We start from the raw sequence: 6,410 nt of genomic DNA, 5'->3' as shown, positions 1-6,410 counted from the left end.
GTGTAAAGCTGTCCAGCACGAGTTTCCTTTGCGTTCACACCCTCATTCTGAGGTGCAAAGCCGTGCTGGACAGCTTTTTCGTAAACCGCAACATCTCAGTAGAAGAAAAGCATGTTCTACCTTTATGACAAAGATGCGCCGCAGCACGTGTCCTTTTGCATAAAGGTTATTTGAGCGAACGGGTGCCTCTGGGGGGGCACCCGTCTCGCGTCAATCCAGCGGCTGAGCCACCGGCGTTACTCGCTCAGGTAGTCTTCCGGCTCGATGCCTTCCATAACCAGCGCGATCTCGTCACCGATCTCGGCGCGCAGCTCTTCAGCCTGGGTCTTGTCCGGCTTCCAGTTCTCGAAACGGATCTCGGCCTGACGCGACACAAGCACCCGCATCTCGAAGTCCGGGTGCTTGTCGCCTGCCCAGATTTCCAGGCCCTCTTGCAGAAACGCGGCCATCTTCTCGCCGTCCCACTCGCGCACGTGCGTGGTGGCCTTGCCGGTCTTAGTCTTGATCGGTGCGGGCGGAACGAAACGTATCAGCACAGTTCTGGACATGGCGTAATGGTAGCAGGCCAGACAACAAGCGGGTGCGCGTGCGTAATTCGTGCGTAAAAGGCCTGCTGTCTCCCGCCTTCCCGTGCCTACAACTGACCTTCTTACTTTGTGGGCAATGCCCTTCCAGACGACAAAAATACAACACGCGCCATCTCACGTCCCCGCAGAGATACAACTGACTCAGCGCCTCTGACACTGTCGATCAAGGTTCGAGTCCTTGTGCCCCAGCCAATTCAGCAGCGTCAAACCAGTCCGCTTCGTGCGGGCTTTTTTGTTGCCTACCTTCAGCGTGACCGAGATCACATGACTCTCCTTATTCCTGCTTTAAAAAACAAACTGAGACACCGTTGCGACGACGCACCTCTGCTAAGCTCCCAGCATGACGAACGTTCAACCTTCTCAACACGACGTGGTGATTATCGGCGGCGGTCCTGCGGGCCTGACGGCGGCCATTTACACGGGCCGCGCCAGCCTCAACACGGTGGTCCTGGAAAAGGGACTGCCGGGCGGGCAGATCGCCCAGACCGAAGAAGTCGAGAACTATCCCGGCTTTCCTGAGCCCATTTCTGGCCCTGAGCTGGCGCAGCGCATGACCGAGCAGGCCGAGCGCTTCGGCGCGAAAATCGAGATGGAAGAGGTGCAGAGTATCGAGCACCACCCGCATGGCGGCTTCCTGGTGACCGGCTATAGCGGCACCTACCATGCCAAGGCGGTCATTCTGGCCACCGGAGCCAACCCCAAGCGCCTCTCGGTGCCGGGCGAGGAGCAGTTCTGGGGTAAGGGGGTCAGCACCTGTGCCACCTGCGACGGCTTCTTTTACCGGGGCAAAAAAGTCGTGGTGGTGGGCGGGGGCGACGCCGCCGTGGAAGAGGGCCTGTTTCTGACCAAGTTCGCCGACGAGGTGACGTTGATTCACCGCCGTGACAGCCTGCGCGCCAACAAGGTGGCCCAGGCCCGCGCCTTTGCCAGTCCCAAGATGAAGTTCATCTGGGACACGGGCGTCGAGGAGATTATCGGTGAGGAGAGCGTGCAGGCCGTGCAGCTCAAGAACCTCAAGACGGGCGAGGTGAGCCGCATGGACACCGACGGCGTCTTCATCTTTATCGGGCACGTCCCCAACACCGGCTTCTTGGAAGGTGTGGTCAAGCTGCGCGAGGACGGCTACGTGGAGGTCCGCGACGACATCTACACCAGCGTGCCGGGACTGTTCGCGGCGGGCGACATCAGCGACTATGTGTACCGTCAGCTCGCCACCAGCGTGGGCGCAGGCACGCGGGCAGCCATGAGCGTGGAGCGGATGCTGGCTGCCCTAGAACTTGAAGAGAGCGCAGCAGACTGAACCCTGAGTCAGGTCAGGGACTGGTGCTGGCCGCTTCCCCTCCACCCGCCGAGCGCCCGCGAATCGTTACCGAGCATCCCGACTTCTATGTGATCGCCAAGCCCGCTTTGTGGCTCACCCATCCGGTACGCGCCCGCGTGGACGTGCCGGATGTGCTGACGTTCTTGCAGCGCGAAACCGGCGAAGCGGGGGTGGCCCCGCCGCACCGACTCGACCGCGAGACCAGCGGCGCACAGCTCTTCACGCGCGACAGCGATTCGGCCCGGCGCTTCTTCACACTGTTCAAGGAGCATCTGGTCGGCAAGTCATACCTCGCCATCGTTCACGGCTCACCGGAGTGGGAAAGCACGCTGCTGGACGCTCCGCTGGGCTTCGTGGGCCTCTCGGAGAGCAACCACATCCAGATTCGCCAGGGGGTTGTGCCAGACGGCAAGCCCGCCGCCACCGAGTTCCGGGTGGTGGCCCGCAAGCCGGGGTTCACGCTGCTGCACGCCTTCCCGCGCTCCGGGCGGCTGCACCAGATCCGGGCACACCTCTGGCATCTGGGGCTGCCGATGGTGGGCGACAAGATCTACGGACGCGATCCGGACGTGTTTCTGAACTTCATGCAGACCGGGCAGACGGACGCGCTGACCCGGCGGCTCCTGCTGCCCCGCCAAGCACTCCACGCCCACAGCCTGAGCTTCGGCTGGGACCGGGCGAAGGTGCGGGTCGAAGTGCCGCTGGCAGCGGATCTGCAGGCCTTCTGGGACGAACTGCCCGCACACTGATCCGGCGGCGGGCGGCGTAGACTGACGGGCATGACCGACACTGCTCCCTCTCCCCACGACACCCTTTCGCCCGAGCAGCTGCGCCACGCCGACAACATCAAGTGGACCTTTTACGGCGAGGACGTGCTGCCGATGTGGGTGGCCGACATGGACTTCCCGGTGGCCGAGCCGATTCTGGCCGCGCTGCAAGACCGCCTGACCCGCTCGATCGGCTACGCCCAGGTGACGGGCGACCCAGTGCTGAAGGCGCAGTTGATCGCCAAGCTGGCGCGCGACGGCCTGATGAATCTGATTCCCGAGGGCGTCGGCTTTCTACCGGGCGTAGTGCCAGGCCTTTATGCCGCTGTGCAGGCCCTAACCCAGCCGGGCGACGCGGTGATGACCGTGGTGCCGATCTACCCGCCATTCCTGAGCGCCATTACCGATCACGGGCGGGTACTCAACGCCGTGGCGCTGACCGAGAGCAAGGAGGGCTGGAGGCTGGACATGGCTGCCCTGGACGCCGCCATGACACCCAACACCAAACTGCTGATGCTCTGCCACCCGCACAATCCGGCGGGCCGGGTGTGGACCCGTGCCGAACTGGAAGGCTTAGCCGACTTCGCCCTCAAGCACGACCTCTGGGTCGTCAGTGACGAATTGCACGCCGATCTGCGTTACCCGGACGCGCCGGAGTACGTGCCGTTTGCCGCTGTGCGGCCCGAACTCGCCGGGCGCGTCGTCACGCTGACGGGGCCATGCAAGGCGTACAACACGGCGGGTCTGGGCATCGGGGCGATGGTCAGCCACAACCCCGAACTGGTGGCCCGGCTGGAGAAGGCTACCCACGGCATCATGGGCCATGCCAGCGCCCTGAGCATCACCATGTGGCAAGCCGCGCTCAGCAGCGGGGCCGAATGGCTGGCCGAGACGCTCAAGTACTTGCAGGCCAACCGCGACTTCGTGAGCGCGTTCATGGCCCGCGAACTGCCGGAGGTGCCGTACACGCCGCCGCAGGCGACCTACCTGGCCTGGTTCGACCTCAGAAGCCACCCGCGCGCCGCCGACATTCAAAAGTACCTGCTCGAAGAAGCCCAGCTTGCCCTCAACGACGGCCTCAACTTCGGCTCGGACTACCAGGGCTTCGTGCGGCTGAACTTCGCCACCAGCCGCGCGCTGTTGCAAGATGGGCTGGAGCGGCTGGCCAGGGCGGTCAAGGGCTGAGTCACAGGGCCCGACCGATCAGGGGGCGCTCATGGCCACCTGATCGGTCGAGCGATCATGCTCCAGCGTGATGCCGAACTCGCTGATGCGGCCCAGTTGATCGAAGCCGAAGGCCACTGCCCAGACGATCTCGGGAACCTTCACAAAGGTGGCGCTGCGAACGTAGTAGGTTACGTTGCCGCGCACGAAGGTCTTCTCGCCCACCAGTTCCTGCTCCGCGCCGAACTGCTCGACCCCGGTCTGACGGTACTGGGTAAACCCGTCGAGGGTGCCCCACTGCGCCTTGACCTCCGGCGTGAAGGCGGCCCAGATGTTGCCCAGTTTGACGGCGTAAAACTCCTTGAGCAGCGTCCTGGCACGGGCCTCGGCGCTCTTTTCGGCCACCGTCTGGGAAGCCGTGGGGGCGGCGGGGGCAGCGGCGAGAGACACGGACCCGGTGGGCAGGCCGATCAAGGTGCCCAGCAGCAACAACCGGCGCAGTGTGGAGGTCATGCTCCAGCGTAAGTCGCAGCCAAACCGTCCAGTGGTCAGATGGGTGACGATTGCTCTGCGCCGCAGCACCGTTGACCCGCTGCGTAAACGAACGCTCAAGGCTGCGTTTCTGACCGAGCAAGCGCCCACTCAATTGACCAGCCGCTCCAGCACGTCGGCGACCCCGTCCTCGTCGTTGGTGAGGGTCATCTCATCGGCGACTTCCCGCGTGTCTTCGTCGGCGTTGCCCATCGCCACGCCGCGCCCCGCCCAGGCCAGCATCTCGGCATCGTTGGGCGCGTCCCCGAAGGCCAGCACTTCAGAGCGATCAATGTCCAGAAGCGCGCACAGTTTCGCCAGGCCCCAGGCTTTACTCACCCCCTCGGCCAGCACTTCCAGAAACGGCGCGCCGCTGTGGGTCACGGCGAAGCCGGGCAGCTTCAGGGCGCTGAGTTCGGGCAGCAGTTCGCGCGGCGTCAGGATGGGGTGGCGCACGATGAACTTGAGGCTGGGCGCGGCCAGCACCGCTTCCAGCGTGGCTGCGCCCATCTCGTGGGGCCAGCGCTTGTGGTCCTCGAAATGGGCGATCTCGGCGTAACCCTGCTGGGCCACGAACACCTGACCGCCGTCTCGCACGCTGACAAACAGCACACCCGGCACCCGCGCCGAGAGGGCCTGAGCGATAGACCGCTGGGCGGCCTCTGTCACGTGAACCTCGAACAAGGTCTCGCCGGTGCCCAGGTGAACGCCGTGAGCGCCGTTGCTGCACAGCGCGTATTCGGTAAATCCGGCCGCCTCGGCGATCATCCGCACGCCGTGTGGCTGCCGGGCCGTCACCGGCACCACCTGGAGGCCTGCCGCCCTCGCCGCGTCGAGCGCCCGGCGGGTGCGTGGGCTGACGCTCAGATCGCTGCGCAGGAGGGTGCCGTCAAGGTCGGTGGCGATAAGGCGAAGAGGCATGACCCCAGCCTAGCCTGCCGCCGTCACCTCATCCGGGCGGCGACCCCGCGCCAGATGCACGGCCATCTCAGTGACGAGTTCGCCGCCCTCGGTCTGGTCCGAGAGCCAGTCGGCCAGATCGCCCTGGAACTGATCGGTCAGGTGAAGGCGCTGCGCCTCGCTCATGGCCGCCAGCGCGGGAACGGCGGCGGCTGCACCCTGCAAGATGGACGCGATGAAGCGCTGCGGCTCGGCGTAGCGTACCGGGCGCGACTGGGAGCTGACTTCGATGTCCACGAACCCGGCGGTGGTCAGCAGCAGTTCCAATCGGTCCGGATCACTCAGGGCGAAGGCTGCCGCGAACAGCTCCACGCCGGTTCGTTTCTGCCCGGCCTGACTCAGCCGCTGATAGAGCGGGTTGCGCTCCAGAGGCTGATTGACCAGCAGCGCGGCACGTCCGCCCACCCGCAGCACCCGGCGCATCTCGCGCAGCGCGCCCACCGGACTGGGAAAGAACTGCATCCCTTGCTGGCACAGCACCGCCGCGAACGTCGCGTCCGCGAATGGCAATTCCTGGGCGCTGCCCTGCTGCCAGTCGATGGCGGGTGCGTCCGGCGCGGCGCTCTGTCGGGCCACAGCCAGCATCGCCGGGCTGATGTCGAGGGCGCTGACCGCGCCGCCCGGCCCCACCCGCACGGCCGCCTGCCGCGCCACACTGCCGGTACCGCAGGCCACGTCCAGCACCCGCTCGCCTGCCTGCACACCGGCAAACTCCAGCAGCACCGTCGCCCAGGGCGCGAACATCAGCGGCACCATGAAGTGTTCGTACATCTGGGCGGCGTGAAGGGCGGCTTCGGCGGGCTGGGTCATGGGGTTTCCTTTCGAAGCTCGAATGTCCGCGTACTCTACCCGGCACGACGTCAAATTGGCGTCAAAAGCGCTTCGCCGCGCTAAGCCACTGGAGCATTTTTTCGGTCCGTGGGCAGGGAGATGCAACCCATTCACACCACTGTCAGGCCACAGCGGCACCTTCGTCGTGAACGGGCGATGGAACTGGACCGCTTCTACCCGCTCTGCTTCACCGCCTGGCAAGTTCGCTCGGTCATAAAAAGAGACAGATTTTTATGACCCATGCTCTAG

Annotated in this window: 7 protein-coding genes; 3 read left to right on the top strand and 4 right to left on the bottom strand. The window is 64.9% G+C overall.

The window, feature by feature from the left end:
- Positions 1-236: 236 nt before the first annotated feature.
- Positions 237-548 carry a hypothetical protein gene (locus tag GUI70_RS17650; protein WP_161883629.1) on the bottom strand — a complete coding sequence of 104 codons (312 nt, stop codon included), beginning with the start codon at positions 546-548 and terminating at the stop codon, positions 237-239.
- A gap of 379 nt (positions 549-927) precedes the next feature.
- Here GUI70_RS17650 and trxB point away from each other — a divergent pair, with 379 nt between their 5' ends.
- The 3 genes from trxB to GUI70_RS17635 are packed head-to-tail and all read left to right on the top strand — an operon-like array spanning position 928 to position 3,860.
- Positions 928-1,887: a thioredoxin-disulfide reductase gene (gene trxB / locus GUI70_RS17645; protein WP_161883628.1), complete on the top strand. Its 960-nt coding sequence runs from the start codon at positions 928-930 to the stop codon at positions 1,885-1,887.
- A 23-nt stretch (positions 1,888-1,910) separates the two neighbouring features.
- Positions 1,911-2,657, top strand: a complete 747-nt coding sequence (locus tag GUI70_RS17640) for an RluA family pseudouridine synthase (protein ID WP_237725010.1) — start codon at positions 1,911-1,913, stop codon at positions 2,655-2,657.
- Positions 2,658-2,687: 30 nt separating this feature from the next.
- A complete protein-coding gene (locus GUI70_RS17635) occupies positions 2,688-3,860 on the top strand; it encodes a MalY/PatB family protein (protein WP_161883627.1) in 1,173 nt (390 codons plus the stop codon).
- Positions 3,861-3,878: 18 nt separating this feature from the next.
- Here the strand turns inward: GUI70_RS17635 and GUI70_RS17630 are convergent, their stop codons facing one another.
- From GUI70_RS17630 to GUI70_RS17620, 3 genes are all read right to left on the bottom strand, one after another.
- Positions 3,879-4,352: a hypothetical protein gene (locus GUI70_RS17630; protein WP_161883626.1), complete on the bottom strand. Its 474-nt coding sequence runs from the start codon at positions 4,350-4,352 to the stop codon at positions 3,879-3,881.
- Between the two features lie 129 nt (positions 4,353-4,481).
- The gene (locus tag GUI70_RS17625; protein ID WP_161883625.1) at positions 4,482-5,291 is read right to left on the bottom strand and encodes a Cof-type HAD-IIB family hydrolase; all 810 of its coding nucleotides are present in this window, start codon (positions 5,289-5,291) and stop codon (positions 4,482-4,484) included.
- A gap of 9 nt (positions 5,292-5,300) precedes the next feature.
- Entirely contained in the window at positions 5,301-6,140 is an 840-nt protein-coding gene (locus tag GUI70_RS17620) for a class I SAM-dependent methyltransferase (RefSeq protein ID WP_161883624.1), read from the bottom strand.
- Positions 6,141-6,410: the final 270 nt, after the last annotated feature.

It is taken from the genome of Deinococcus alpinitundrae (assembly GCF_009982895.1).
Classification (GTDB): Bacteria; Deinococcota; Deinococci; order Deinococcales; family Deinococcaceae; genus Deinococcus; species Deinococcus alpinitundrae.
Note: the sequence above shows the minus strand (reverse complement) of the source record. Positions and strands in the feature narration are given on the sequence as shown.

Coding starts and splice junctions, on each gene's coding strand:
- GUI70_RS17620 (WP_161883624.1), bottom strand. CDS start 6,140: ATGACCCAGCCCGCCGAAGCCGCCCTTCACGCCGCCCAGATGTACGAA.
- GUI70_RS17630 (WP_161883626.1), bottom strand. CDS start 4,352: ATGACCTCCACACTGCGCCGGTTGTTGCTGCTGGGCACCTTGATCGGC.
- trxB (WP_161883628.1), top strand. CDS start 928: ATGACGAACGTTCAACCTTCTCAACACGACGTGGTGATTATCGGCGGC.
- GUI70_RS17635 (WP_161883627.1), top strand. CDS start 2,688: ATGACCGACACTGCTCCCTCTCCCCACGACACCCTTTCGCCCGAGCAG.
- GUI70_RS17650 (WP_161883629.1), bottom strand. CDS start 548: ATGTCCAGAACTGTGCTGATACGTTTCGTTCCGCCCGCACCGATCAAG.
- GUI70_RS17625 (WP_161883625.1), bottom strand. CDS start 5,291: ATGCCTCTTCGCCTTATCGCCACCGACCTTGACGGCACCCTCCTGCGC.